Below are 25,906 nucleotides of genomic sequence, written 5' to 3' on the forward strand. Positions count from 1 at the left end.
AGTTTTTCGAGGGCGCTACGAACTTCTCCAACTGTGACATTCGTAGTTTTCCAGCGGCACAAAATTAATTCAGTCTGCTTTTCGTCAACTTCAAAGCGAAGAGTCTGCTCTTCAAATATTTTTTTTAGCTTAGATAGATTGTTGACAAGAATGTTATTGCGCTGACGGCGTTTACAGAGAACCCGTGCCTTGCTTTTCTCAGCTCGCTTGCTTAACAACAGATGAAAATCCACTTCATCGCTAAGTTTTTCTAACAAAGTCATCATCATATCTGCTCTTGGATAACGATCACCACGGCAATAAGCAGATAATGTGGTGGCATTGACACCCAGTTTTCTCGCCGCAGATGCTATTGATCTTTCGCTTTCAACCCATTGCTGGAGACTGATCTTCATAACCACACCTCGAATTAACAACACATAACGAAGTTACAGAAAATTCATATTGTGTGTCAACTCAAATTGAAGTAGTTAATTCAATTTGTAGCGGTTTTTTTTCACAGCTAGGATAAAATTTGCCACCCAAAATGCGAACATTTCACGGTTAACTAAATGACAATCCAAACGCCAGAAATCATAGGGAAAAGAATTAAAGCGGCGAGACAACAAAAGGGCATAACAATCAAAGATTTATCTTTGTTAGTTAATTTGGCTCCATCCTCTATCCAGAACTATGAATCGGGGATCCGCCAACCTTCGCTTGACACACTCAAAGTTCTTGCAAAAGCTTTAGAGTGCTCTGCCGTTTGGCTTAGCACTCTTTCTGACATAAATGAGGGTGCTGAAAATTACTGCTACAGCCTGATAAATCCAGTTGTACCCGGCAGACCGCCATTAGAGGTTGATTCGGTGATGTTTTCTGCAAAGCACATCGAAGCTCACGGGGCCTCTCCTGCTCTGACAAAATTAATTAAGGTTACAGATGATTACTTATTTCCCGATATTAGAGAAGGGGATGAAGTTTTAGTTAATACCGGCGATAAAAATATATCAGTCAAGGCTGATTTTTTTTGTTTCTCCGATGCTGCCCAGAAACCAATAGTTAGATGGGCACGCAGAGATATAGGACAAGAAGGTTTTCATGTTTATTCGAATAACAATACTCACTCTCCCGAAGTATTTATTTCAGATAATACATGTACAGTTTTCATAATCGGAAAAGTAATCAGTCTTGTCAGATGGGTATAAGTAATGAGTTTGCTCCTCAAGGGTGAAGCATATCACCGATATGTAATCTCTATGAGGTGGAAAATGGAAGAAAACCTTTATCAGGTTATCGTTAATATCGATGCAATCGAAGCCTACTGTGATGCACTAGATTGCTTTCTTAACGACGCTCATACTCTACAAAATTTACTACCATCAGCGTTTACCTTGACTGTGGTTCAACACGAAAAGATAGCCAGCCTCACGACAGCATATGAGGCTTTATCTTTGCTTGATGATGCAACTACCTTATCTTTTCTTCTCAAAATAGCCAACCTAAACGTAGCCATAAATGCGATTCTGAATCAGTACGCAGAAGACAAAAGTGATATTCATATCAATAGCTTAAGAAGCATTAATGCTGACATCCTCTCTTTTCTGAATGAGTTCAGGGAATGCGTCGGATAGTGTCCAGGCGAAGGGCGGGCAACCGCCCAATCTTTAATTAAATAATTATTTACTGGTTTTGCGAGGTGATGTAAACTCCCTCAAAACGTTAATTCTTTAATTATTTATCAGGAGGGAATCTTAATGACGCTATCCATAGCTCTAATTGGAGGCAAGGGCGGGGTGACTAAATCAACAATCGCCCGCGCACTTGGCGTTGCATATGCTGCGGCTGATTGGCGTGTGCTGGGTGCCGATTTAGAACTAGGCCAGGCCACTATCAGAAAATGGGCTAAGCGGCGTGAAGAAGCAGGTTTTTTACCATCTGTGCCCGTTCAGTCCTTCGGTGCAGTATCAATGGCCGCGAAAGAAGTTAAAAACGGTTCATGGGACATCGTCATTCTTGACTGCCCGGCTTTCGCGTCAAAGTCGTCAATTGAAGTCGCAGAACTGGCTGACATGGTTGTACTGCCTACCCGCTTTTCTATTGATGATATGGAAAGTACCGCCGAAACGGCAAACTCACTGGTTGTAGCGGGCGTTCAACCAGAGAAAATAGCAATCGTGTTTTCAGGGGTAGCGGAAGCAAGATCCAGTGCAGAACGTGAGCGAGATAACGAAGACGCACGCGCATATTTCAGTACAACACCCTATTTTGTGATTGATGGCTACATCCCCCACCAGAAAGCCCTTAGCACAGCTCAGGATGTGGGAAGAACTATTACCGAATGTCAGTACAAAGGGCCACGAGAGAAAGCAGATCGTGTGATCCAGGGCATCATTTCACGTTTCGAAAGCATTACAGAGGACAAGTAATCATGGCATCACCTAAAAGACCACCACGCACTGCACCAACCATCGAACAAACAGCATCAGCAGTGCAGGCCACCAGCAGAGGGGCCAGAGAATCGAAAGGCGGAAAAGCCATGAATTTCAATGTTGATCCTGAGTTTTTTACAGAATATAAATCGTTCGCATCAATGAACAACCTGTCTATGAAACAGCTACTTGAAAATAGTTTCATGGAATACAAACGTAATCACAGTTGATTGTGACCGGACACGAAGCCCACTAAGTGGGCTTTTAGTTACGATATAAATAATATCCAAGTGTTTATGCAAGCATGTTGTTAATCAATCGACCATACCTAATTTGCACTTTATCTTTGGTGATTCATCCTCTCCTAAAATTTGGGACTGTACCGTAATTTTTCCGCTTTTCCATACGGAAATATAGATATGTCCCTTAGGCATTGAAAAGGTGAAAGTTTCACCTATTGCAATGAAGTCTTTATCAGAGAAAAAATCGTCTTCGTTCGTGACCTCTGGAATTAAAGAGGTCAACTCACCATTATAAATAGATTCGGGTTTATTTATTAATAGGGTTCCATTGAATTTTGTATTCAAGTCATATCCCACATGATTTAAAACGATTGTTCCATCGAAAGAATTTTTAGGGCATATAATCGAAAAAGCGCTAGACAAATTACCGTCCTTACGTGCTGCACTATCGATTAAGTTGACGATGGTAGTTGATAATTCTTTTTGTTCTTTATTTGTGGCTGAATGGGAAAATATAGATACTGTCGATAGCGAAAAAAGTAATATAAGTTTATATAGTCCGTTCACAATCGTTCCTTTTATCTTGTAATAAGCTTATTAGCCCGGTAAAGATAAGCATATTGTTATCAACAAAAGGTCTACGAACCGCAAATTTATTTGAAGCAGCAAAAGCCCGCAATTAGCGGGCTTTTTTATGTCAGCTCAAAATCGTCATCGAACAGGTGCGCGGTTATGGCGACTCTGTCAGCAGTGAGCGTGTACCTTATTCCCTCAGCAAGTGAGACAGGGCGATCAAACTCCAGCATGAAACAGTAATCGTACGTGCGGCCAAACCAGTAGCCGCCGCCACTCTCTCGGCTACGCTGAAAAAACACCCAACCCCCAGGCTGGTAACTCTCCAGCCGTTCGCCCCTGTAAACCACCTGATAATTGACGTCGCGTCCCATGATTCCCCTGTTTAAAAAATACTGTGTATTTAAACAGTATTACTGAAAAGGGAAAGCGGTCAAGTGGGGGCTTGCCGGACATAAAAAAGCCTGCTAATCGCGGGCTTTGCTGGCTTAAAAATAGAGCATCGCAGACTCGACTCCGCACGCTTTGGCGTAGCGGGCGACCGTGTCGACACTGGCCGACGTTATATTTTTTTCCATCCGGGACACAGTAGGCGGCTTAACCCCCATGCGCTCGGCGACTTGTGCGCTCGTCAGTCCGGCATGTTTGCGCCACTCCAGCAAAAGCGCCTGTAGGCGCTCTTTCCGTTCTTCGGCTTCGTATGCGGCGCGATATTTATCATCGCGCATCATTTCGGCATGGATCTCTTTATGTGTTCTGTACTTCACGTTTCATTTCCTCCAGTCGCTGCCAGGCTGTTTCGATTTCGGCGGGGGGCGTTTTCGGCGACTTTTTAATGAAAATCCTCAGCATATAGATTTTTTGGCCCGCCTGATAAACCCACAGCCCCCGCGATATATCTCCGCCCATTGTTCGCACTTCGAAAAGACCACCGCCTAACGACTTCGTGTGCGGCTCCCGTAACAGTCGGGGATCGGCTTCCAGTTTTGTGACCAGCTTGTCGAACTTCACGCGGATGGCCACGGGCAAACTTTTTAACTCTGCTTCCGCTTCGTCGTGGTAAATAACATCAAACAATTGGCGTCCCTCCCTGAAACGAACATTAGCCTAAAGGCTATCATAGCGCAAGGGCTAATATTCATTCAGTACGTACTCTATTTAACATATTGTATGTAACGCGCATCACCCGACCGGCACTCGCAGCCGGAATGCTTCCAACACGGTAAAAGGATCGATTATCCTGGTCGGAAACAGCCCTGTTTTATGTTGCTGATTTGTTAATGCGAGCAAGATTCATATTTGGCGTCGATTTTTTATCGAAGTGCGTGTTTTGGTCAGTTTGGGGTATTATTCTCAGCGGAACGAAAACTCACGTTATTTATTTCAGAAAGTTCTATTCTGAATCTCAAAAGGCACATTTTCTAATATAGGGATGCTGGGGCGATATTTCCGACCAGATGCGGCAGTTCTGCTGCTTGTGTCCCGGCTCCTTTTTAGCCCTTTCCTTTGCTAAGCCATACGGCCTTACAGGCGACTAATTTGCTTATCTAAGCCCTTTGCCCCGGTGAGCGGGCGAAACGGCGCGTAGCGACGTTACGTGCGTGATTTCCGGGGTCTTAGGCGAACGGCGCGATAGCGGTGTTGGCCTTAGAGGCTTAGTTACACCATTCCCATTGCCCCATGTGGAACATGGGGTGCTATTTCATAGGCGCTTGCGCCGCAGGCTGTTCAGTTATCCACTTACTAAAGGGGATAACAGTAATGTTTTTAATATTGGTTTCTCTTTTAAGTTTTTTTAAAAGAGAAACCAACAGAGTATTTGCACGGCTTCGCTTGCACTTGCATGTAACTTACGCACAGGGAATACCTGGCTTATGCGCGGAGAAGAAAAATGCATAGCCAAAAATATTGATGTAGAACGAGCAGCCGGCGGTGCTGGCCAGCTGCTGCAGTTGGATTCCGGCAACTCTATGAACCCATATTTTTTAGTAGCTTAGGTTGTTTAGGGTGAGCAAGAAGATAGTGAAAAAATTTGAATTATGACTGTGGCGCTTGGGGGGCTACCTCTGGCAGCTCTGCCGCCAGATTGCGGTTAAAATGATACCAGCTAGCAAAGGGCGTGCGGAATCACCGCCAGCTAAGGCGGTAGGTGAGGCTATCAGGCAAGGGTTGGAGGAGAGTAATAATCTAACTTGCGTTGGCGGGCGGTTTCACGCTTTGCTTTCATCCGGGCTAACCCGGCTTCAGCTTTACGCTTCCAGTTTGCCACCCGGATCGAGATCAGACGAGCGTCCCATGAGGCAATGACTTCTTCTGGCGGGGCTTCCAGTAAACGCGCACGTTCTCTGTAAACTTGCTTAAGCGGTATGCCCAGTGCAGCAAAAAAATCTTCTGTCACCTCAATATTTTTACAGGCACAGCGTGCATCGTAAGGATTAAAAGGGGCTTTTTCGGTAATGATCAGATTAAGCCATTGAAGGCGATCGCAACCCCGGCTTGCTCTTGAAGTCTGCTTACGACCCGTATCACTACGTGTTATGAGTCCAGCCCGTTCGGCCAGCGTTTCAAGATTGTGTCTGGTCTGCCAATCCCGCAAATCGAGATCGTCCAGAATAGCTAAGGCCAACTCACAAAGCGCATCCAGCCCAAACTGGTTTGCCTCATTGACCCAATAGCGTGACAGCCTGATTCTGCGTCGAAATTCATTTCTGATTTTCTGACGACCGGCAGTTGTTGCGAGTGTGCGTATCCACCGGCTCAGAAAGCGGCGGCGTTTGCGCGAAGCAACGTTATAGCAGGGGGTTTGCTTTGGTATGCCCGCAGGAGAGCATGAAAGTTTTAGGCTATCAGACATGTCCTCCTGCGCTTATTCTGCGCAGAAAGAGCATATACGGAATGTGTTGAGTTTTTCCGGGCATTAGTTATACTCCCCTTCAGGTAGCAGAATACCTGAAGGTTGTTGTGATAGCCCCGTTAATCTTTCCTCGCCGGCCAAAGTGAAGAGAAGATTATCGGGGTTTTTCCTTTTCTGGCTCCAAATAATTTTTTAGAACCAGCCCCGGCCACTTAACGGTGTGGCCAACCATGAAATTTTCAGAGACAAAGCTAATTACTGATATGCTTTAGCACATCCCGACACATAATTTCACTTCAAAGTGAAGTGTCACCACAGATACGAAATATAACCCTAAAGCACACGAAGATCCACCAGCAAACAAGCCTTAGTCCTTCGTTTCGGTTAGATTTTGCTCTTTAAGCAGTAACTGCCTGATACTCAAGCCCCGTATCATCCTTCAGATTCCACAAGCGAACAAGCAAAAGATCCTGGATCCTTGAAAGGATCCAAAGATTTTACGCTATCGGCTTCTCCGGCCAGACAATCGCGTTATATCCCGCCTCATCGTTGACGCTGCTGAGATCCACCGCCTTAAGCGCTTTGATATAGGCCATCCACTTGACCAGGCTGGCTTTGTCTTCGTCACTGATGGTGTCCAGCTGAAGCTCTGTGCGCCAGTCTGCGATAGTCGCGTTCGCTGCGGTTAGCAGATTTTGCCGCTGCGCCTCCGCTTTGGCCTGCCATTCTTCTGCTGTATATGTGCGCCGCACAATATTTTTGCCGTCAAACATCCAGTTGCCGGTGATATCGATCCCGTCAGGCACATCAGCTGCGGCGACTTCTGCGACAGAGTTGTCTACCGGCCAGAGTGCGGAAACATCCTTACTCATCGAAATAATTACACCACCGCTGTTAAAGACTACTTTCAGCGTATCGCTCTGGAATTCTTTTTGTGATTCGTACCAGTCCCGGTCCATGTTATCTTTAAGAAACAATGTTGATTCTGGATAGCCTTCGGGAATATCTTGGCGCTGGTAACGGGTTAAATTCTTCAATATTTGCATAAAGATCTCTCTTTTCTAATCCTGACCAATCGTGACCCACTGCCCATTGACTGCAATCATGAGGGGGCGATAGAAAAAACCCAGCCCCGCCAGATTGGAAGTTTTGTTATTGGTGCCACCAATAACGACACATCCCGCAGGCGTGGTTTGCATCGTACCGCCGCCGCCTGTGTAACCATTGCCTGGTCCATCCGCAATTGATGCCAGCCAGCCCATCGCCCCAAGCTTTACACTGCTTACATAATTTTGACTCACCCAAGTCTGTACTGCCCCTACCTGTGCAGCAATCTGACCCGCTATCCAGTTATTGAGAAATCCACCCCATACAGAGCCATAGATATTGCCGTCTGTAGCTAAACGGCTGGCTCCACCTCCACTGTAAACATTGCCGCCCGCACTGAAATCATGCCCGGTTGATAGTTTACCTGTTGCAAAATCAGCAATGAGTGGGCGCAGATCGTTAAAGCCACCATGAGGATCGCCATCATTAGTGAACATCAGATACATGTTGCTACTGTCAAACCGCCAGAACGCGCCCCGGTTGCCTGCAACTAAACGATAGTTATTATCAACCGCAGACCACACCTCTCCCTCTACCTCTCCACCCGATAATGGATAGGCACCTGTCTGTGCTGCTGTAGGCGGATTCTTCTCGTAAAACAGAGCGCCCATTTGAGTAGAGTCAACCTGAGCAATCAGTTTTGTGCCACTCCAGCCCAAATAGACCTTATTATCTTTCATGCCGGTGCCACCGCCCTGCTGTACAGCAACCCAGTTACCGACCTTATCAAGCGCAAGGGCTTCCCGGGCTTTGGCAGAGTCAGTCAGATCGGACAGGTTTTTATCTTTCTGCAGCGCACCGCTAACGCGGCTGTCGTCTTCTGCAAGAAACAGGACTTTCAGCGCCGTTAGTAGCTGATTAAGTTCACCTTTTTTTAGTGTTATATTCGCGGCCTCAATAACGGCGCAAACCTCTTCCTGAAGCGCATCAAACATGTCTGCATTAAGGTCTGTAGACTGCCTGCCAGTTGACGGATCGCCATCTGTGAAGCCGTTTTTACCCTGCCCAAATTTGTCTTTCTGAGCCGTACTGGTGTCAATTCGATGCATTTTTTTTGTACTCCGTCACTTCATCCTGCCCGTCGTATGCAAAAACAACTACGGTGTGCGACGGGCAAAGCTTGTCTATTACGCACTCAACAACGGTGTCGCCCCACGTTCGGAGCGCTTCGTTACACTTGCTGCGACACGTCATGCGCTTTACGTTCGCATTTTCTGGAATGTTGACTTTCCAGTAATAGCGCCAGTATTCGCCCCAATCCGCATCAGGGGATTTGTCATCGTTTTGGTACTGCGTGATTGTGGTCGTCGTGTACCCCAAGGCGTCAAGCTGTCGGCGGTAAAACGCCTCATTTATCCCACCATAGCCGTTGACCTTCGCATCGAGGCGGCGCTGTCGTTGCGCCAGTGTCTGTACGCCATCCGGCGCACATGCATCAGGAAGGCCGCAAAGTGCCTCATAGCGGTCGATAAGCTCCACTGTAGAACCGGGGTCTATTTCTGTGGTTAAGTCCTGTGTGCGTTTATGTACGCGAGCCAGAGAAGGGGCTAACCCCTCCAGCAACGCGTTATCACCCTCCCATGCAGGACCTGGTGGAAGAAGGTTCACCAGCAATCGGGTGTACTCATCCTGAAGAGCCATCAGCCGTTGTCCTTCTTCTCATAAGTTACCCAAGTGATTTCACCCAATACCGGTAATTCATATTGGGAAAGCTCGATGTCGCCGGTAGGAACCTCAATTCGGTGTGCAACGTCTCCCGAAGCAAGGCTGATCGCTTCACTGAAATCAGAGTAAAAAAGTTTTTCGGATGGCTTACCGGCACGAAGAAGGAAAGATTTAAGCTCTTTCTGTGCAGCCTGACGGATAGCGGCGGTGTCTTTGGCTAACGCTATAGTCATGTCGATTTTTTTGGCCGTAGGCGCAAATATCGTTAAGCCAGAACCGGCTACCGGCGCTAACGGCAAAATGTGTTGTCGGACTGCGGCAATCAGCGTGTCATCGGGGATAGGTGAATCAGGATTACTGGTTGCCACCATCACGCCAACAGTGCCAATGCCTGAATAGTGACGATACGTCCACGCCCGACTGATTCCGGCGATATCGGTAGCCCAGATAACATAATCCTCATCCGCGCCGCCCTGCGGGGTGTAATACCAGCGGGCCATAATCCGTGATCGCCATTCCTCTATGCTTTCGATATCCGTACCGCCTTGCACGGTATCGGCATATCCGGTTGATGAAAGCCCGGAGACAGGCTCCAGCAGCCTCAAGGCTACCCCATCGTCCGTGTTCGCTGCTGTGCCTGCCGTCTCTGCCTCAATCGGCGCTCGCAATACCCCATCAGCAACAGTTGCATCTGCGGTCGTGGAAAATTCTGTTTGATCGTCTCGCTGAATAAGCGTTCCTGCTGGCAGAGTAATGACGTTCTGCACGCCCTCCCAGCGCACATAACCCGCCGCTGTTGTAGCCTGCTTACGTGGGACTCGTTTCAGATTACCGTGACGCACAAGCCAGCTTTCGTCGGCCTGATCGGGTAAAATATTGCGGGCCAGATAATCGAGGTATCCATAAAGCGTATGCACCGCTGCGGCCATTACTCGCGCATAAACCTCAGCATCGAGACGGCGCAACAATACGTCATCCTCAAAGCGGGTTAACAAATCACTTCTGATCGTGCTGATCAACTCAGGCAGTTCAGGACGAGAAAAATCACTGTCAGCCATTCAAAACTCCTTGCCAGATATCGTCAAAAATCAGAGCGTGCCTGCTGCCGTCACGCTGCCAGATAACAACGCTCAACTTCAGCGATGAAAGCCCCGTGCGTGAAACATCAATATCAATCCGGGCCGCTACGCCGTCTTCAGTCATCCAGGCAAGCGCCTGTTCGGCATAGTTCCGCGCACTGGCAACGGTGTTATTAGTAAGTTTGCTACGACTAAGCAGCCACAGGCGCGAACCAATGCGATCATTGGCTACTGTCGGGTAACTGTCGCCCCACCAGCCAAAAGGTCGCTCTGTGTCATCGTCAGGCTCAGCTCTGCGCCAGGTGAAGAGAGATATAATTACTGCTCGTGTTAAAGGGTCGGTTATGTCGCTGGAATCAGTGAGTAAGCCATCAACGTAATAAATCATCAGTTACCTCAGCCCATAAGTTGACCGGGTTTCTTGGTCGTGCCGCCCGTTGAGTCCACATGATCGTGATCGTCGTATACCTCCCGGATAGCGGCCATTGTTCCTTTGCCGTCACTCATATCTTCAGCCGCTTTAGCGCTACCCGACATATCCACCAGCGGGGTATTCATGGCCGCTTTGTTAGTAGCGTTAAGCTCAATATCAGGCGCAGTAAGGCCAATTTTCTTTGTTGCGGTGACTTTCAGCTCCCCCGTGGACATTTCGATAACATTTCCGCGCTTCAGCACTATGCTGTCGCCCTCGTCGGTATAAATGGCTACCTCACCCTGTTTAAGCCCTTTAAGCCGGTAGCGGCGGTCTCCTACGGCCAGCACAACACCATGAGAGCGATCCCCTCCCGGAAACAGAATTACAGCCTCTGCACCGTTTTGAGGGGCAGACGTGAAGCCGTAAGATTCGAGGTGCTCCACATTTTCTTTAAGCGAACCGGCCAGCATCTTCACCCCAACCATCTGACACTTCTTAGCTGTATCGAGGCCAGTTATCACGACGCGGGAAACGATGTTCGCTATGCTGCTTCTTATGCTCAAAATGAATCGTCCTCCTGCTTTTTATGCTTTTTGAGTTTCGGCGGTTTGGGCAGGTACGCATCAGCAGGGCCAACCCTCAGCTCTGAAAGCGTGCCACTCTGGTTCAGGGTGTAGGTGACTTCAGCGATAACCATTTCGCGGTTGTTAAAGCCCAAAACGGGGTCGTACACAATAACGCGCATGTTCGGACGCCATAGATCGCCACCACCCTGACGCCAGCCCTGTACGGTGTAAGTCGTTTCGTCAGTTTTGGCCGCACGTTGCTTTGCCTCAAATTCGCATCGATATTTGCAGGTCGCGGTTGTCGCCATGCCGGTTTGCTGTATCTGGTGTGGACGGTAACGCCCTACAGCTGCGTCTCTGGATGTGTTCTTAATGGCCGCAATCGTAGCCTCTCCAAAATCATCATCGTTCCCGGCTCGCTGGCCGCTTACCTGATAATCAGAGAAACGCTCACGAATACTACGTTCGGTATCACAGGACAGGATGTTATCGCCCAGCACCAGCGCCGTGCTGGCCTTGCCTGAACCTACCGTTCCAATAATCAACTGACCTTTCTCGTCGTCGTAGGCCAGCGCCTGACTCTGACCCAAAAGCCGGTTAAGAACGTCAACTACCGTTTCACCATGTTCAGGCTGCGCTTCAATAAGGGAATCGGTAGGCGCGCCATTGTCTATCACTGTGACGCCAAACGGCTTTGCCAGCGTGGTAGCGATCTGGATGAGCGTTTTTCCTGTGTGCTGATTGGCTACTGCTGAACAGTCAATCAGGTCAGCCGTCAGACTGCGGCCAACTATCGACATTGATATTGAGGTAGCGTCATAGCGCACCGGCAACGCCTCAACCCAGCCCGTTAAAACAAGGTCTGTTCCAATCAATACCTCAACCCGGTCACCATTTTTTATTTTGGGAACGGCTTTGTTTTCGTTATCGCCAGGCCACTGGCTGGTTATCTCAACATTAAAATCCCGCGCCATGCGATCAATGCCCGCACTGATACGTATCGACGTCCAGCCGCACCATTCACGACCGTTAACACGAAGGAATACTATGTTATTCATCTGACCGGCACCCTCAGTTGTTCAACAGGAACAAAGCCCGGATGCGTGACAGTGTTACGTGTGAGTATGTCTGTCTCGCGGCTGGCATCGTCGAACCACTCAGCGGCCAGCACCAGCGCTGGCAAAACATCTTTAGGGGTGCGCGTGACCGTCTTTTCAACCTGAGCCAGACGAGAAGCAATGTCCCGATTAACAGAGGCCCGGAGGTTTGTCAGTGATAGAAAAAGAGTGTCGTTCGTCGTTCGCAGCTGTTCTTTGTCTATCGCGTCATTGAGCGCCGTTCTGATATCACTGAGATCATCCCAAGAGACGTAATCTGCGGGTTTGCTCGTTGCTGCATCTGCGTCCAGGGCAGGATGCGTAACATTCACGATATCGGAAACGTTACGATTGATACTGCTGGCCGTACTATTACCGCTGTTTAATGAAGCAGCAGACTGTGCCGGCTGCGGAAGAAGCGCGACCGTTCGGGCCGCTTCGCTGATCGCTGTCGTTCGCACTGTTGCAGCAACAAGATTACTTAGCGACTTTTGCGTTTTTTGTGTGCCTGAATCGTTACCCCATACGCCACGGGGCGACAGGCCGCTATCCAGTGTTACGCCGGAGAACGTCTGGATCATCGTCGTCAGGTCTTTAGAGTCACCAGAGAGACGGGAACCGGTGCGCCACGCCTTTTGCAGTGCCTGAACAAAGTCATTTGAAGTGCTGGGCGGGCTAAGAAGAACAGATAAATCACCCTGCATTAAACGCATCGCTGCCGTTACGCCGGAATCGATCATCTGAAAAGTGTTCGCTACATCATTCAGCATGGCCGTAGCGTTGCTGATTACATCGTCCTGAATGAAATGAACAACGTCATCCAGAGAAAAGGATGAGAACATGTCACTGATCGCGCTATCCAGTGAATCAGCATCACCCGATAGCTTTTGTCCCGACGCTGCGCCAGCAGTAGGAAATGTCAGTTCGCCAGACTCAACAAAAGCGAACGAGATCCGACACATTCTCCCTTCTGTGGTGCTGTGAGTAACCCTCACTTGCCCGTCAATATTGCCCTTCATTTCTCCATAGGTCGGGTGAACAAGCGTACCGGAACCTGCCGTTTCAATCGCGGTAATCAGCTTATCCCGCTGATCAATATAATTTTCCCCGATAATATAGGCATTAATATTGAAACGTCTGGTTGCGCGGCCTAAGTCTTCTGTCCAGGGCTTATCCCGGTTAGGGTATTCATGTACCTGAACGCGTCGCCCAAACGTGCCTTCATCATCGACCATACTAAATTTAACGCCGCGCCATGAAGCAGGGCGTAACCTTGAACGCCAACCTGAATCTACATCCATAAATTATCTCCAATAATAAACCCGCAATGCGGGTTTATTTTTCGATGTAAACATTTTCATCACGACTACAGCATTACTGAGGTTTTCGGAAAGGTGAATAACCAACATCAGATGTAACTCGCATATATGGATCACCTGCTTTTGGATTGTCGAGCACTCGCATCCCTGGAGGAGCATTATCAAACGTTACTTTAAGTTCAGTCTGCTGTTTAGTTGGCGATACAGCACGGTCAAGTGGAACTAACGGTTTATAATCGTAAATATTATCAACTGGCCTTCCCTGCTTGTTAGCAATATTTACCTCGTTCTGATACCAACCGCCGTGCATCCTATTTTTAAGTGACGTCCAAAAAGAATCAGTCCCATCCTTTTGCTTCACAGCTTCTTCAATTTCTTTGAGTTGGTTAAACATTTCAATAGCGACAGCTATATATATTGTCGTAGCTCCAAGTCCACCAATTTTTGACAAAACACCCTGTAACTTTGTAGCCACCGAAAGTGCGTCTTTAAGCGTACCCACAGTATTAAGAGCAAACTTCCCCCCCATATACAGAGAAACACCACCAGCAACAGACTCCCACCCACCCAATGCCTGAGCAACACCATCAATATCGCCCCACACCTCCCTGATAACAGGACCAACCTGATCCCAATTGTCAATAATAAGATACGCACCACCCACCAGCGCAGCTATTGCCAGTTTTGCCGGTGACAAATCCATAACGTTATTAAGTATTTTCGATGCCTTAGACACTGCGCCTAATGCAAGACCAGTTCCGATAAGGGATTTAGAAAGATTCGCTATCTGCGAGATTGTTTCTGGATTTTTTTGCACAAACTCATCGAACTGTTGAATAAGTGGCACCATATCTTTAACTGCATCATTGATAGCAGGGAGAAACGTACTGCCAACATCAACCCCAACAATATTTAAATTATTGGAAAGTATTTTTAATTGTGATTGAGTATTCTTAGTTACCGCTTCAAATTCTTTCTGGGTAGAGCCTGTATATTTCTGCGCATCTGAAACATCGCTAAAATACTCTTTCAACTTATCAAGATTGTTAAGCAATGGAGTAATAGCAGCTGAGGACTCACTACCAAAAAGCAGAGTTAATGCTTTGGCTTTTTTTGCTTCCGGTAATTTATTTATTCCTTCCAAAACCTTGACCATTGTTCCACGCGCATCTTTCACCATGCCATTAGCAACCTGTGAAGGGTTCATATGTATAGCGTGGAAAACTTTTTTAGCATTACCAGAGTTAGAACTTGTAAGTGCTTTAAAAAAGTTTTTAATACCAGTTGCAGCAACGTCGGACTGAACACCCACGCCCATTGTTGTTGCAGCAAGTGCCGCCAGGTCTTCTGCTGAAACATGTGCAGCTTTTGCAATACTTGATACATCTGTTACCACAGATGCAATCTGTGCCCCCGTGGCCTTACCATGACGGCCAAGATAACTAACCTGATCTGATAGTCTCTCAATATCAGCTTGGGGCATCTTGAAGGCTGCACGCCATGCTGTCATAGCCTGCCCGGCATCTTCCGCAGACATACCAAACGCCACACCTGTTTTTGCCGCATCTGTGGCGAATTGTTTAAGTTCAGTATGTGCAACACCAGCCTGGCCGGCTGCGGCAACAATCTCAGCTATGCCATCCGCTGACATTGGGATAGAGGAGGAAAGATCTAATATATCTCTGCCCATCTTTGCGAAAGCTTTCTGATCGTCCATCCCTTCGACAACCTTTCTGACCTCCGACATCTTTTCATCGAATTCAATGGCTTCATGAATGGGAACGGCAAACATTCCAGCAATACCAAAACCAGCTGTTGAAGCGATTTTAGAAAGAGAAGCCATCTCTTTCTTAAAACCTTTAACCTGCCGCTGCATTCCCTGTAGCGGCCCGGTTAATTTGTCAACGGCGGTTATAATGGCTTTTAGTTCAAAACTATCCACCCTTTATATCCTCATTGATGCGCACAGCTTCCGATTCTAATTCAAGAAACTGTCCGATTGGTTCCTTCATTAAAGAAAGAGGATTTATTTTCCAGAAGTATGCTGTGTTGAAGATTCTTCTTCGGAGCCTTCCACTTCCGACGCATTCTGGATCCCCGACTGAGTAAAAAAACCAACTATTAACATTGACGCTTTAAAAATATCGAAAAGATTGATTTTTTTAGCAGAACTTTTAGGGATTCCTGCTAGCACAGGTATGTACTCCAGACAGGCAGAGGAAAGTGGTTTAACCTCCCCATCACCTATTGAAAAAGGAAAGCCATATTTAGTTATTTCATCATAAGTCGGCTGCCTTAATTCCAGTACATGCAGTTTTTCGCCATGTGCAGTAATAGGAGAGGACAAAACCAACTCTTTCTTTTCTTCAATCATTGGAAATCACCATTTTCACTGTGGAATTCTACTTCTACCGTACCTTCTTCGGGGTTGTAATTCATTTCCCCATGAACCCATGCATCGGAAAGCACATAAACCATTCCGTTAGCGAACTCAGAAGTTACTGTCATATTTTCAGAAGACGCCAGTTTTGAGAACGGAAATGTTTTAGGTACTTTTAGCGTAGCCTTTGTATACGCTGCCCGGTGTGTTTCCTTATAATCAACAGAACCATCGAGGCCAATAATATCATCCTTAACTTTAGTGTTCATCGGAACTTCAATACCACCAGTTGCGGATAATTGCTGTCCATCGACTTTGATATAACATGTACCAGCTAACTTAGGCATTAGCAGCCATCTCCTCATCGCTATATTGCAGACGGAATTGATTCAAAAGCGCAAAGACGCGCAACTGATTCACATAATCAGGTGGGAACAATACATCTACGCGATTAACGTTATTAGCATTGCGCACCACTTTAAGATTTGATTTGAACGTGTCGAAGTTCTCAACAATGCCCGCTGTTTCTAACTGACGATAAACAGCGCAGATTTCCCCTTTAAGTACGGCTGGCGTAACAATTGCCTGTCCTGCGCCATAGCGTGTGCCGTCATCTGCCAGTTTGTGACGCGGGTATTTTGAAGTGATAGCACTCTTTAATTTCCGAATAACATACGCTGAGGTATGCAGTGTTTCAGAATCAAGGTAGCTGTTATCACTTACGCCATATTTGTTTTTCTTGTAAGTCGTAATATCTCGCTGAATTAACAACGCGCCAGACGTTACAGAAGCTGTAGCGATACCGTGAGTCAAAAGTGACTGCTGTTCCGTAAGCGTAAAACGGCTTCCCACTGGTGCAGGTAATGCGCCTGTTAGCTCGCCCGTTTGCGTGGGCCGTGCCGGATCATTACGTAAAAACACCGCCTGACGGCCCAGACGATAGCCAATCAGCTCATCATAGGGCGTCTGCGTTGCTACCTCATATCCGCAAATGGTGAGGTGTTGCTTATTGAACGAATCACCAAACTCTACCAGCTCCGATAACGTCCCGGTTCGGGCCGTGTAAACATGGCCATAAAGCTGTCTTGCCCAGCTCCAGCGCCCGGATGAATCGTTCATTTCAGCGTCCATAGTCGCCAGAGACGCCGAATCATTTAACGCCAGCCCGATAAAGTCGAATGCCTCATCACCCATTGCCGCTATAGCGTCGTCCGGCGTCAAGCTGGCCTCACCGCCTTTCATGCCATCAATAATGATGGTGAGTCCATCTGGTGTCTCTTCACCACCTACCGTTCCATAATAATTCAGCGTCAGAGGAATGGCATTACCGGCTTTGCCAGCATATTTAGCAGTAAGCGTAACCACCGCTGTTGTTACGCCACTTTTTACCCCGGATGCTGATTTAACCTGCGCAGTAACTGTCGCGGCACAAGTAGCCGTCTTTTTGCCATCCTTAGTTGTCACCGTGATATTTGCCGCGCCCGCTTTAACGCCAGTAACGACGCCATCAACAACAGTTGCGATAGTTTCATCGTCTGAAGCCCAGGTAACAGCCTTGTTCGTCGCCGTAGCAGGCGCAATGGTTGCTGCCAGTGGGTCAGAGGAAGCGCCAACGGCTACACTCAACGTTGTTTTATCAAGCGTTACGCCGGTGACAGCAACACTCTGGGCTGAGATAACAATGCTCTTATCTGCTGTTTTATTACCATCCTGTGTCGTGACCGTGACTTTTACCGTCCCAGCCTTAACCGCTGTTACTTCGCAGGATTCGTTATTGCTACCGGATGGTGCGAGCGTTGCCAGGCTGGAATCATTCACCGTCCAGGTAACAGTTTTATTCGTGGCATTGTTGGGGGAAACGTTAGCAGTAAGCGTGGTTTTATCACCCACGGCCAGCGAAGAAGACCCTCCCGACACACTAACGCCATCTACGCTAACAGAGGCTGCTTTAACCGTGGCCGTAACCGGCAAATCGGCTTTTGCATTAATCGCATCAGCCAGCGCCTGAGCACTTTGTATAGGCGTATCATCAGCTGAAATAACCGCCTGAACCCGATTAGTGCCGATATATACACTTATAGTGCCAGCCGCATTAGCAGTACCTGATATCGATACAGTACCAGTGGCGTTTGTACCCTGTTTATCATCATCTACAGCAATAACGTAAAGTTCGCCAAACGGATCAGTTGCGCGGTATGCGGCAACCATCCGTGCTAATTGTGAACCGCGCCCACAGATTTTTTTAGCCAGATCAGCAGAAGGCATAATAACCGGCTTGTTACGATCGATACTGGCTTCAGGCAGAACCTGACCAATCAAAAGTGAAGGCCCGGAATCCTGAGCAGTATTTGCCTTACTGTTGTCCATTTCTGCATAAAACAACGGCACTTGTACATCTGAAGGCAAATTTTCAAACGAAACTGAATCAGCCATTTAACTTTCCTTTGGTGGTTTTTCTTCTTTCACGTCACCATCTTTTAAGCGACGCAACCAATAGCCATCTTTGGGGACATTTCGCCCTTTTTCGGGCAACAGGTCGCCACGGGCGGGATCAGGAACTGATCGCCCTTTTTGAGGGACTACATACATGGGGTTACTCTTTTTTAGGGGAAGTGGATTTCTTCGTGGTGCTCTATCTCGCCATCCGGCCCGCCGCCAGGACTGGCATAATCGAAATCTATCATGACAGTTTTGAGCGGTGGCAATTTGCTAAGGTCGGCACCATGACGAGTATCGACGTCACTCACCTCACGTACCGCTGAAAAGTCGAACTGATAGTAGAGTAGCTCGCGGTTAATGCTGATAACCTGCCCGCCTTCGTACTTGATGGGATAAGTGTTCTCATCGACTTCCCATCCCAGCAGGGCCGCCCAGATTTCAGCCCTGATATCGTTGACCGAATCATATGCATTTTGTCCGCGCTGATCGGCCCGGTTATCTAAGGCAACTATCACCGCGAAACCTTCCGTCACCAGCTGATCATAATCTGTCTGTGATTTCTGTTCGCCAGCGTTATCACCCGTTGGGACGACATAAGCAGCAGGCGCTTGCATTTGAGAGACATTATCAATGGCCTTAAACTCCGCAGCCCCACCAACACGCCCACCAAATGACTGTGATATTTCGCGCAGTGCTTCAATAATTAAAGATAACTTCATTTAACCACCCTTTTTACTCTCGGTGGCCGCAGCGATTCCCGCAGCGCCCTTTGCAATATATAGCGTGTCCATGCTTTACGGCTCTCCAGCACATCAACCATAAAGTTATTGCGTGGAGCGATACGCCATTCAGATGAGCCGGTTGTGTTTTTATGGTGTTTTTTCTGCCTAACGGCCCCCTGGTGAACTCCATAAAATAGCGCTGCAGGATAAAAAACATTACCACCATGCCGATCCTTCTTCTCTGGCAGAGCCTGACCGCCGCCATCCCCGCGCAATTCACCCGGTGCAATTCGCACCATCAGCCCTGAACGGCGTGATGAAGCATTAGGCACCCAATAACCAATAGATCGCGCTAAAGCCCCGGTCTGATACCCTGGATTCTCTCCCGGAGCAGAGACACCACGACGCATAACCAGGCGGCGGGCATCTCGCATGTGTATCTGACCAATTTTAAAAAAAACACGCCGCATTTTGGCCCGGTTAAAAACCAGATTTTCCGGCGTATCAAAATCAACGTGAAAAACAGGTCTAGCCATAAGCACCCCCACTGTAATTTTCCGCAGCGCCCTTCGATTCACACTCAAGCAGCAGGAAGCGTCCCGCGCTATTCAGATCACGTATTCGCCGAATTCGCATCACTTCACCAGATACAACCGCTTCCCACTCTGAAGAAATATCAGTGCGGTAACGAATAGTGAGATAGTGCGTTACTGTCGTATCCGTCTGCACCGTTCCCTGATAAGTAGCTGCCCCGGTTTGTCTGACCTTAGTCCATGTCTCAAACGTCGAAAGGTCTTTTGATACCAGAGTGCCACTATCACCGGGAACACTGATCCGCTTACGGTATGCCACGCGCTTGTTTAATTCCCCAGGGTCAGGAAATGAGTAATTCGCACTGGTTAGTGCTGGCGCTCGTTTCATAGCGGAATAAACCGGTAGGGGCCAACCAGCCAGTTAAAGGACTGCGGCATTTCAGACATTTCAACATCAGAAACGGATGATCGGCTTTCATAAAGATGCGTAACCAGCATCAAAATACCCTGTCGCACATCGGCGGGCAGAACCAGACCATCAGGATCACTATCAGGCACTGAATCGGCGTACAATTTGCGGTTAAGATACGTAGATGTTCTGGTCTCAGCCGCAGCTCCCAGAGCCTGAAGTAAACCATCTTCTGCCGTATAATCTGGTTCAAGCCGTAACTGCGTCTTAATCTCTTCAAGTGTGATTATCATGCTCTCACCCAAATAAGCCTGCCCTCCAAGGGCAGGCGCACATTAAGCAACTGTCGCGGCACAAGTAGCCGTCTTACCACCATCAGCAGTTTTAGCCGTGATATTGGCCGTACCTGCTTTGACGCCAGTGACAACACCGTCAGCAACCGTGGCGACTTTTTCATTATCGGAAGCCCAGGTAACGGCCTTATTCGTCGCCGTGGCGGGCGCAACGGTCGCTACCAGTGCGTCAGATGAGGCCCCAACGGCAACGCTCAGCGTTGTTTTGTCCAGCGTTACGCCGGTAACGGCAATACCTGTATCAGGACTGGTTAATCCCTTAATGGCAGAGACATCTTCGAGTACACAATCAAAGCGATGAAATGCCAGAAATCCTGTTTGATCATACTCGGCGTAACGTTCAACTAAGCGACGTAGCAACATATATTCGACACGGCGAACGATAAAGTGGCTGAAATCGCCGCAATACATAAAGGATTTACCAGTGCCAATATCCGCAATGCCCTGATCAACAACATAAGGGGTCGCAAAAACAGTAGCGGGGGCGATCCCCACAACATCAGGTAACCAGATAGGCCGATTCTGGTCATCTTTCATTTTGCTTATCTCAAGCAAAGTATTGTCATTAAAAGCGAAACGGAACTTTGGCGAATTTCTATAGGCTGGGTCAACGCTATGCTTGAGCGTGAGAACGTCTTCCCATGACAGTGAGCTACCTGCGATACCCTTTGTCTTTGAAACCCACTTATCGAGTCCCTTCGGAGTTTTAGTGTCACTACCATCACCGTTAATGATGTACTTTGCCTCACCACGCCCAATACGTTGCGCAATGCGTCCAGCTAAGAACCCTTCGATATCGATTCCGCTGTCTTGTAAAAGCTCATTCGGCACACGAATGATTTTTGATGTGAGTTTTTTTGCACCTAACTGCACAGACCCAAAATTTGCCGCTTCTTCTTCTGCCGCTTCATTTTCGCCAATCAGCATCCCTTCTTCTTCAGTACCATCACTGAAGACCCAATCGATTGGCTGCCCATTTGGGGTCGTCAGTATTTGCGCGACTGAAGCAATACCGCCGTATGCCTTCATTGCCTCCACAACGCGATTCCAGAATTGAGTAGGTACGGTAAACCCCCCTTTCTCATTCGATCCCGTAGACTGCCAGTCGCCGGACGCACGTAATTCTTTCAACGCCTGTCGTTCTTCCACAGTCATTTCCGAAAGACCAACACGGATAAACTTGTTAAACGCAGCAGCACGACGGTCTACATCCACGTCCCCCGGACGATTTATTAAACCGCGCTGTTCGGGGTTGAGTTCCTGTACAAAAGTATCGTCGAGAGACTGGATTTCCTCCTCCCGCTTAATAAACTGATCTAAACGAGTGAGTTCGCTGTTCGCTTCATCCCACTTACGGCTTTGCTCTTCCGTCCAGGAATTATCCCCAATGTCGTCATGCAACTTACGCATTTCGCCAGCAATGGTTGAGCGTTTCTGTTTTGCTTCATAAAGTTTCATTCTGATATTTCCTTTGGGTATAAAAAAACCCCGCCTAAGCGAGGTTATTTCTCGATAAATAATTATTTAATTAAATATTTAACAATCGCATGACACGCTCTCGCGCCATCCGCTGGTTAACAGCCTTTTTCATAGCGCCACTATCATGTGCTTCTTGCCATGCCTGCATTGAACGAACAGAAGAGCCTGCCTGCTGATATGCAGGATACGTTACTGGTGATACATCAAACAGGCGGGATACCTGATAGATTTCGTGTATCAGCACGCCGTCGTCGTCCTGATACCAGTCATCGCCATCACGAGCGATGCGAAATGCAAACGAACTTTGGCTAATATCTCCACGCTGCATGGGTGCGATTACCAGATCCCGAATCGTCTGTGTTTCAGGGGCGGTAATTTCATAGCGCAGCCCCTTATCATCTACAGAAAGAGCCAGCGTTCCCGCAGCACTTCTCCCCAGGATAAAGTTAGGGTCGTGGTTAAATAACGCCCGAACATCGTCACCTAAGACATTATCGAAAGCGCCAGGCTTTATGATTTCCCTGAACCCAAAGATCACCTCAGAAAGAGTGTCAAAAACAGAACCATACCCGACAATTCTCGTCGGCTCGCCATCATCCTGTGCAGCCCTGATTTCCCCTCCGTAGCTACGTTTTTCAATATCACTCATTTAAACCCAACTCCTTTTCAACATCTTTAGCTACAGCCCCAGAAGGCGTGGCCGCATTTACACTAATGAGCATTTCATCGAGACCATCACAAGGGTTCAGGTCTTCAAAAACGCGCACCTCATTTCGACTCATCCAGCCATCAGTAATCGCGTAGTGGTACAAAGCGGCACGTTCTTTCGGCGTACCACGTAGCAAACCAGCCAGATTGAATTTTACGTAGTAGCCTGCGGCCCGCTCCTGACGAGTAAATATTCGGCGATTTAGCTCCTGCTCCCAGTTAACTACCCAGGGCATGACTGAAAACCTGACGAACTGAATAGACTGTTCGGAGATATTGGAGTACGTAGCCGCTTCAAGGTCATTAATCATGTGTGCCGGCACGTTAAAAATCCCGGCGATAATGGACCGATTAAGCTTCATCATATCGATTAACTGAGCGTCAACGGGTGATACTGTCAGGGCCTTATAATCAAGATCTGCAGGAAGTAAAAGCGTCTTATTCTCCTGGCCTTTGAGTGCGGCGGCGGCCTGCTTCCAGACCGATTTTAAACGGTTCCAGGACGCATCTTTAATCTCATTTTTTACTGTCACTATCCCTGCTGGCCGCGCATTACCATTAAAGAAACTTTCCGTATATGCCTGCCCAGAAAGACCTAATCCAATTGTCTGCGCATGCTGCATGATCGGAGAAAGTCCATACTTGTAATCATTTCCTAATGCCCGGATGTGGATCATGTCATCCATTTGCACAGCCCAGGAACCATCCTCCGTATAAACCCCGTACACATACCGCGTACCGTTGCGAACAAGCGAGGTTTCCCACGGCATCCGATGAGCCAACTGGGTAACTTCGCCCCGCCTGCTTCGTATGACTTCGGTATAACCGTTTCCCCAGCCCAGGATATGACGCTGTTTAAGCTCCCGCCATTTGTAGGACGTTTCCCAGGCGTTGGGTTCATCGTGAATAAGATAAAAGGCCGGGTGATCTGTTGCTGCCTCTATATTCCTGCCGGTCTTACGAAGGACGCGCACCGGCATCTGCGCAATACTCGACGAGAGGACATAAATACACGCATAAACAGCAGCAAGTTTCATCGCTGTTTCAGGAGATACATAAACGCCACTGAGTAGGCCGCTTACCGCATCTATGGTCTCGCCGTTCAACGGCACATTAGGGTTTTCAAGTGAGCCGGGGCCGCTGTTTATATCAGCATCGGATCTAAAAAAGGCATCCAGAAGCATCATTGCCCCCTTTTACGCGCCAGCGCCAGACCAGTAATCAGCATTCCTGAACCAGCAACAGCAAGGCCAGCAACAATCCCCCAGCGAAGATAAGCCGCAGCAATGAGCATTCCAAAGCCAACAAGCCCCAGGTAATCGTGTAGTTTCATAAAAAAAGTAAATCCTCATCAGGATCGAGATTTGCGAGAAAATCGGTAGGTTCATGCAATATGGCGCGTCCAATCGCCATTATTAGCGCTACAGCTCCGTCAATCTTGTTTTCTGACTGCTCTTTGATGGGTCGAACAACGTCATCATTTCCGGGAAGTGTTTTGCCTACAACATTACTGATACACCAGCTCAGTATTGGATTTCCGTCATGGTGAAATCGCCCGGATTCTATAGCCGCTTCCAGCTCCTTCATGGGATCCGACATACTGGTGTAATTCTGGATGATGGTAATGGGATTAAGCCCTTCATCCTCCAGATCGTGGGATAATCCTGTAGCACCAGACGGATCGATGGGGGACTCTGTAACCGGGTTTAGCCGATTGGCCGCTTTGGCCTCTTCCAGGATATACCGATAATCCACCTCCGCGCCGTCAGTGACGGTCAGCAGCCCCATTTCTACCCACTTCTGAAATCGTTCAGCTGTTCGCCTGTCCTCATTTTTTTCAGTACTGTAAACCGTGTCATACGGCACCCAAAACTTAGGCGAGACACTGTAGAAATGACGCTTCCCGTCAATTTCTCGCGTAAACAACCGCGCCATGCTGTTGAGATCGAGTTTCCGCGCAAGGTCAAAAGAAAGAATGCAGGGTTGTCCCTCAAACATCTCAAGAGTAAGGGTTTTGTCCTCGCATTTTTGCCAGCTAATAAGGTTGTAATAAGCAGCCCTTGCAGCAACCCACACATTAAGATGTTTCGTCTTAAAAATGCTGGCCTGCCGGGCATTGTTTATTGCTCGCTGTTGCTGGCTCAGGAGGAAATCACGATAAACCGATACGCCCATATTGGGATTGGCTTTCGCCAGCACTGCCGGAGAAGTCCAATCATCGCCCTCATCTATCGTATAAATCACGCCAAAAAGCTCATCGTTCGGCACAGAGCCGCTTAGCATTTCAATTACTTCACGGCGCTTGTCATAACACGGGCCTTCGATATTGAAGCCCGCTGTAGTGATAGCCCACATCAGAGGCTGACGACGCGCCCCCATACCAGTAAGCATTGTGGTATAGAGCGCATCGGTCTGGTGCTCATGGTACTCATCGACGATGGCGCAGTGAGGCGAGGAGCCATCGCCAGGATTGCCTATCAATGGCTCAAAACGAGCGCCATCTTCAGGCCGGTTTAAGTTTGAGGCATTGACTTCTATTCCGAATGCCTCAACCAGCATCGGGGTACGTTTACACATTATTCGGGCGGGGCGGAAAACCTCCCATGCCTGCTTTTCGGTCGTTGCGCCAGAGTAAACCTCAGCGCCAAATTCTGAATCGCATGTAAAGCAAAACAGCGCTACCCCAGCTGATATGGCTGATTTACCGTTTTTCCGTGGAATCTCGGTATAAACTTCACGGAAGCGGCGCAATTTGGATCCTTTATGAACCCAACCAAAAGCACAGCAGACGATGAACAATTGCCAGGGTTCAAGCGTTATAGGCATACGCTTAAACGCCCACTCACCCTTTGTGTGAGGCAATAGCTGGATAAACTTCGCCGCCTTTTCGGCACGGTCTTTATCAAACCGAAACCGAAATTTTTTACTCTTCTCGACGGCCAAATCGTCAATATGGCGCTGGCAAGCCTGAATGACATAGCTACAAGCCGGAATCTTCCCCCTGACCACATCGCGGGCATACTGATTCGCGGCATTGACGCTAGGGTAAGTTTTACGACTCATGAGTTAATCATCTTGATAAAGGGGTTATCTGTCTTTTTGGCACTTGGGCCAATAAGACGCTGGCGACTTGAAGGATCAAGCCCCAGCAGACTACCGAACGTGACAATTTGCCGCATAGCTTCATTGGCCGCCGTCAACGCAGGGTTCTTCTTTGGCCCACTTTCAGAAGCAACAGTGATCCCATACAGCACCACTTCTTTTTGGGCCTCATGCCAGTTTCTGAATGCAGTGCAAAAGAGCACAACATTATGTAGATCAGTCACACAGAGCACCCCAGCAGTGCATAACTCTTTCATCACTGTGTCCCACATCTGGCGCTGAACATCATCAAACCACTCTGGCGGCTCAGCTTTTGTTACGGGCGTGAAGCTGGGTTCATCTTTATTCAGCGCACGTTTGCCGGGATTGCCAGCAAGTGCCTTTTTGGCCGTTGGCTTAGGCTTTCTCCCCCTTCCAGGCACTGTAGATTTCCCGGTCATGGGCATTTCCTGA

At 48.1% G+C, this 25,906-nt stretch carries 33 protein-coding genes and 2 pseudogenes; 4 read left to right on the forward strand and 31 right to left on the reverse strand.

Translation table 11 applies throughout. The features are described from left to right. Nucleotides 1-395: helix-turn-helix domain-containing protein (locus tag F3I20_RS21825; RefSeq protein WP_150059931.1), on the reverse strand; the 395-nt coding region annotated here is incomplete at its 3' end. A 156-nt stretch (nt 396-551) separates the two neighbouring features. Here F3I20_RS21825 and F3I20_RS21830 point away from each other — a divergent pair. The 4 genes from F3I20_RS21830 (at nt 552) to F3I20_RS21845 (ending at nt 2,641) form a co-directional block, all read left to right on the forward strand. After that, nucleotides 552-1,187 carry a helix-turn-helix domain-containing protein gene (locus F3I20_RS21830; protein WP_150015716.1) on the forward strand — a complete coding sequence of 212 codons (636 nt, stop codon included), beginning with the start codon at nt 552-554 and terminating at the stop codon, nt 1,185-1,187. Between the two features lie 63 nt (nt 1,188-1,250). Then, on the forward strand, nt 1,251-1,613 hold the full coding sequence (locus F3I20_RS21835; protein WP_150015715.1) for a hypothetical protein: 363 nt from the start codon (nt 1,251-1,253) through the stop codon (nt 1,611-1,613). A gap of 123 nt (nt 1,614-1,736) precedes the next feature. Next, nucleotides 1,737-2,408, forward strand: a complete 672-nt coding sequence (locus F3I20_RS21840) for a ParA family protein (RefSeq protein ID WP_150015714.1) — start codon at nt 1,737-1,739, stop codon at nt 2,406-2,408. A 2-nt stretch (nt 2,409-2,410) separates the two neighbouring features. Then, complete coding sequence (locus F3I20_RS21845) at nt 2,411-2,641, forward strand: hypothetical protein (protein WP_150015713.1); 231 nt, start codon at nt 2,411-2,413, stop codon at nt 2,639-2,641. 84 nt (nt 2,642-2,725) lie between these two features. On the opposite strand, the gene F3I20_RS21850 is transcribed toward F3I20_RS21845, so the two are convergent. The 30 genes and pseudogenes from F3I20_RS21850 to F3I20_RS21980 all read right to left on the reverse strand — a co-directional run bounded on the left by F3I20_RS21850 (nt 2,726) and on the right by F3I20_RS21980 (nt 25,893). Further along, nucleotides 2,726-3,220, reverse strand: a complete 495-nt coding sequence (locus F3I20_RS21850; protein ID WP_150015712.1) for a hypothetical protein — start codon at nt 3,218-3,220, stop codon at nt 2,726-2,728. A 125-nt stretch (nt 3,221-3,345) separates the two neighbouring features. Next, nucleotides 3,346-3,600, reverse strand: a complete 255-nt coding sequence (locus F3I20_RS21855; RefSeq protein WP_150015711.1) for a hypothetical protein — start codon at nt 3,598-3,600, stop codon at nt 3,346-3,348. Between the two features lie 114 nt (nt 3,601-3,714). Continuing rightward, on the reverse strand, nt 3,715-3,993 hold the full coding sequence (locus F3I20_RS21860) for a helix-turn-helix domain-containing protein (RefSeq protein ID WP_150015710.1): 279 nt from the start codon (nt 3,991-3,993) through the stop codon (nt 3,715-3,717). Further along, nucleotides 3,974-4,303, reverse strand: a complete 330-nt coding sequence (locus F3I20_RS21865) for a type II toxin-antitoxin system RelE/ParE family toxin (protein WP_150015709.1) — start codon at nt 4,301-4,303, stop codon at nt 3,974-3,976. Before F3I20_RS21865 ends, F3I20_RS21860 begins: the two co-directional genes overlap by 20 nt. A 1,081-nt stretch (nt 4,304-5,384) precedes the next feature. Continuing rightward, on the reverse strand, nt 5,385-6,080 hold the full coding sequence (locus F3I20_RS21870) for a RepA family replication protein (protein ID WP_190285989.1): 696 nt from the start codon (nt 6,078-6,080) through the stop codon (nt 5,385-5,387). 497 nt (nt 6,081-6,577) lie between these two features. Continuing rightward, entirely contained in the window at nt 6,578-7,126 is a 549-nt protein-coding gene (locus F3I20_RS21875; RefSeq protein ID WP_150059932.1) for a tail fiber assembly protein, read from the reverse strand. 15 nt (nt 7,127-7,141) lie between these two features. Beyond that, nucleotides 7,142-7,867: a phage tail fiber protein gene (locus tag F3I20_RS21880; protein WP_370659712.1), complete on the reverse strand. Its 726-nt coding sequence runs from the start codon at nt 7,865-7,867 to the stop codon at nt 7,142-7,144. A 161-nt stretch (nt 7,868-8,028) separates the two neighbouring features. After that, a pseudogene (locus F3I20_RS24540) lies at nt 8,029-8,236 on the reverse strand (phage tail protein); the annotation flags it as partial. Beyond that, nucleotides 8,223-8,828 carry a YmfQ family protein gene (locus F3I20_RS21885; RefSeq protein ID WP_150015754.1) on the reverse strand — a complete coding sequence of 202 codons (606 nt, stop codon included), beginning with the start codon at nt 8,826-8,828 and terminating at the stop codon, nt 8,223-8,225. The gene F3I20_RS21885 and the pseudogene F3I20_RS24540, both read right to left, overlap by 14 nt. Next, the gene (locus F3I20_RS21890; RefSeq protein ID WP_150015753.1) at nt 8,828-9,910 is read right to left on the reverse strand and encodes a baseplate J/gp47 family protein; all 1,083 of its coding nucleotides are present in this window, start codon (nt 9,908-9,910) and stop codon (nt 8,828-8,830) included. Before F3I20_RS21890 ends, F3I20_RS21885 begins: the two co-directional genes overlap by 1 nt. Then, nucleotides 9,903-10,319 carry a phage GP46 family protein gene (locus F3I20_RS21895; RefSeq protein WP_150015752.1) on the reverse strand — a complete coding sequence of 139 codons (417 nt, stop codon included), beginning with the start codon at nt 10,317-10,319 and terminating at the stop codon, nt 9,903-9,905. The genes F3I20_RS21890 and F3I20_RS21895 overlap by 8 nt, the downstream gene beginning before the upstream one ends. Before the next feature lie 8 nt (nt 10,320-10,327). Beyond that, entirely contained in the window at nt 10,328-10,909 is a 582-nt protein-coding gene (locus F3I20_RS21900; RefSeq protein ID WP_150015751.1) for a phage baseplate assembly protein V, read from the reverse strand. Then, nucleotides 10,906-11,970, reverse strand: a complete 1,065-nt coding sequence (locus F3I20_RS21905; protein WP_150015750.1) for a phage baseplate assembly protein — start codon at nt 11,968-11,970, stop codon at nt 10,906-10,908. Before F3I20_RS21905 ends, F3I20_RS21900 begins: the two co-directional genes overlap by 4 nt. After that, a complete protein-coding gene (locus tag F3I20_RS21910; RefSeq protein ID WP_150015749.1) occupies nt 11,967-13,310 on the reverse strand; it encodes a DNA circularization protein in 1,344 nt (447 codons plus the stop codon). Before F3I20_RS21910 ends, F3I20_RS21905 begins: the two co-directional genes overlap by 4 nt. A 73-nt stretch (nt 13,311-13,383) precedes the next feature. Beyond that, nucleotides 13,384-15,270 carry a phage tail tape measure protein gene (locus tag F3I20_RS21915; RefSeq protein ID WP_223811735.1) on the reverse strand — a complete coding sequence of 629 codons (1,887 nt, stop codon included), beginning with the start codon at nt 15,268-15,270 and terminating at the stop codon, nt 13,384-13,386. 84 nt (nt 15,271-15,354) lie between these two features. Further along, the gene (locus F3I20_RS21920) at nt 15,355-15,702 is read right to left on the reverse strand and encodes a phage tail assembly protein (protein WP_150015748.1); all 348 of its coding nucleotides are present in this window, start codon (nt 15,700-15,702) and stop codon (nt 15,355-15,357) included. Continuing rightward, entirely contained in the window at nt 15,699-16,055 is a 357-nt protein-coding gene (locus F3I20_RS21925; protein WP_150015747.1) for a phage tail tube protein, read from the reverse strand. The genes F3I20_RS21920 and F3I20_RS21925 overlap by 4 nt, the downstream gene beginning before the upstream one ends. Then, the gene (locus F3I20_RS24545) at nt 16,048-18,141 is read right to left on the reverse strand and encodes a phage tail sheath subtilisin-like domain-containing protein (RefSeq protein WP_150015746.1); all 2,094 of its coding nucleotides are present in this window, start codon (nt 18,139-18,141) and stop codon (nt 16,048-16,050) included. The genes F3I20_RS21925 and F3I20_RS24545 overlap by 8 nt, the downstream gene beginning before the upstream one ends. Continuing rightward, a complete protein-coding gene (locus F3I20_RS21935) occupies nt 18,142-18,297 on the reverse strand; it encodes a DUF2635 domain-containing protein (RefSeq protein ID WP_150015745.1) in 156 nt (51 codons plus the stop codon). A 14-nt stretch (nt 18,298-18,311) separates the two neighbouring features. Continuing rightward, nucleotides 18,312-18,866 (reverse strand): phage tail terminator protein, encoded by a 555-nt coding sequence (locus F3I20_RS21940; RefSeq protein ID WP_150015744.1) that lies wholly within the window; start codon nt 18,864-18,866, stop codon nt 18,312-18,314. Next, nucleotides 18,863-19,405, reverse strand: coding sequence for a hypothetical protein (locus F3I20_RS21945; RefSeq protein WP_150015743.1), 543 nt, complete (start codon nt 19,403-19,405; stop codon nt 18,863-18,865). Before F3I20_RS21945 ends, F3I20_RS21940 begins: the two co-directional genes overlap by 4 nt. Beyond that, nucleotides 19,398-19,790 carry a phage head closure protein gene (locus F3I20_RS21950; protein WP_150015742.1) on the reverse strand — a complete coding sequence of 131 codons (393 nt, stop codon included), beginning with the start codon at nt 19,788-19,790 and terminating at the stop codon, nt 19,398-19,400. Before F3I20_RS21950 ends, F3I20_RS21945 begins: the two co-directional genes overlap by 8 nt. Beyond that, nucleotides 19,787-20,104, reverse strand: a complete 318-nt coding sequence (locus F3I20_RS21955) for a head-tail connector protein (RefSeq protein ID WP_150015741.1) — start codon at nt 20,102-20,104, stop codon at nt 19,787-19,789. Before F3I20_RS21955 ends, F3I20_RS21950 begins: the two co-directional genes overlap by 4 nt. A 42-nt stretch (nt 20,105-20,146) precedes the next feature. Next, nucleotides 20,147-20,428, reverse strand: coding sequence for an Ig-like domain-containing protein (locus tag F3I20_RS24550; protein ID WP_370461298.1), 282 nt, complete (start codon nt 20,426-20,428; stop codon nt 20,147-20,149). Continuing rightward, nucleotides 20,417-21,622 (reverse strand): annotated as a pseudogene (locus F3I20_RS21960) (phage major capsid protein); the annotation flags it as partial. The pseudogene F3I20_RS21960 and the gene F3I20_RS24550, both read right to left, overlap by 12 nt. 70 nt (nt 21,623-21,692) lie before the next feature. Beyond that, entirely contained in the window at nt 21,693-22,292 is a 600-nt protein-coding gene (locus F3I20_RS21965) for an HK97 family phage prohead protease (protein ID WP_150015740.1), read from the reverse strand. Beyond that, entirely contained in the window at nt 22,285-23,535 is a 1,251-nt protein-coding gene (locus tag F3I20_RS21970) for a phage portal protein (protein ID WP_150015760.1), read from the reverse strand. The genes F3I20_RS21965 and F3I20_RS21970 overlap by 8 nt, the downstream gene beginning before the upstream one ends. Further along, nucleotides 23,535-23,684 carry a hypothetical protein gene (locus tag F3I20_RS24015; RefSeq protein ID WP_190285991.1) on the reverse strand — a complete coding sequence of 50 codons (150 nt, stop codon included), beginning with the start codon at nt 23,682-23,684 and terminating at the stop codon, nt 23,535-23,537. Before F3I20_RS24015 ends, F3I20_RS21970 begins: the two co-directional genes overlap by 1 nt. Beyond that, the gene (locus tag F3I20_RS21975) at nt 23,681-25,414 is read right to left on the reverse strand and encodes a terminase large subunit (RefSeq protein ID WP_150015739.1); all 1,734 of its coding nucleotides are present in this window, start codon (nt 25,412-25,414) and stop codon (nt 23,681-23,683) included. The genes F3I20_RS24015 and F3I20_RS21975 overlap by 4 nt, the downstream gene beginning before the upstream one ends. Beyond that, entirely contained in the window at nt 25,411-25,893 is a 483-nt protein-coding gene (locus tag F3I20_RS21980) for a phage terminase small subunit P27 family (RefSeq protein ID WP_150015738.1), read from the reverse strand. Before F3I20_RS21980 ends, F3I20_RS21975 begins: the two co-directional genes overlap by 4 nt. Nucleotides 25,894-25,906: the final 13 nt, after the last annotated feature.

The sequence above is a fragment of the Candidatus Pantoea gossypiicola genome (genome assembly GCF_008632075.1).
GTDB lineage: Bacteria > Pseudomonadota > Gammaproteobacteria > Enterobacterales > Enterobacteriaceae > Pantoea > Pantoea gossypiicola.